Here is a 723-nt window from a genome sequence, read left to right as displayed (position 1 = left end):
CGCGCCAACCAACTCGCTGCTGCCGCACGCGGCGTTGAACACACGGGTCAGTGACTCACGGTAGCTGTTGTCCAGTTCCTCGCGCCTGTTCGCTGCCGCCAAGCGGCTTTCTTTCGAATTCTTGCCATGGCCCATGTAGAGCGCGTTTTCTGTGGAGGCGCAACTTGCCGCAACCATCGAAAGGGCGATGGCTGCCAGAGCCGTTTGCAAGTGCTTCATGGGGAGCCCTGTACCGAAAGGATCGTGCTGCGTTGACCGTGATGCAGAGGGGGGCGGGCCGGATGACCACAGCACCCAGGATTTGTTTTGCAGCTTAGGCCCGCACCCCGCTGACGCGCTGTTCGCTGGCGCACGGACGCGCGAAAGGCACGGGCCTAAAACCGAGACTCTTCTTCAGGAGTCCAAAGACCATGGCCAGAATCATCGGCATCGACCTCGGCACCACCAATTCATGCGTGGCCGTCATGGACGGCAACACCATGCGCGTGATCGAGAACTCCGAAGGTGCGCGCACGACGCCGTCGATCGTCGCGTACCAGGAAGACGGTGAGGTGCTCGTCGGTGCCCCGGCCAAGCGCCAGGCCGTGACGAATCCTAGGAACACGATCTACGCAGTGAAGCGCCTGATCGGGCGAAAGTTCGATGAAAAGGAAGTGCAGAAAGACATCGACCTGATGCCTTACACCATTGCCAAGGCCGACAACGGCGACGCATGGGTGGAAG

Annotated in this window: 2 protein-coding genes; one reads left to right on the top strand and one right to left on the bottom strand. The window is 60.9% G+C overall.

Going from position 1 to position 723, the window contains the following annotated elements:
* On the bottom strand, positions 1 to 219 hold a 219-nt coding region (locus VLK31_RS36220; protein WP_409173324.1), incomplete at its 3' end, for a hypothetical protein.
* Positions 220 to 410: 191 nt separating this feature from the next.
* Between VLK31_RS36220 and VLK31_RS36215 the strand changes: the two genes are divergently transcribed.
* On the top strand, positions 411 to 723 hold a 313-nt coding region (locus tag VLK31_RS36215; protein WP_409173323.1), incomplete at its 3' end, for an Hsp70 family protein.

Source organism: Variovorax sp. H27-G14 (genome assembly GCF_046156345.1).
Classification (GTDB): domain Bacteria; phylum Pseudomonadota; class Gammaproteobacteria; order Burkholderiales; family Burkholderiaceae_C; genus Variovorax.
This window is presented reverse-complemented; position numbering and strand designations above follow the sequence as displayed.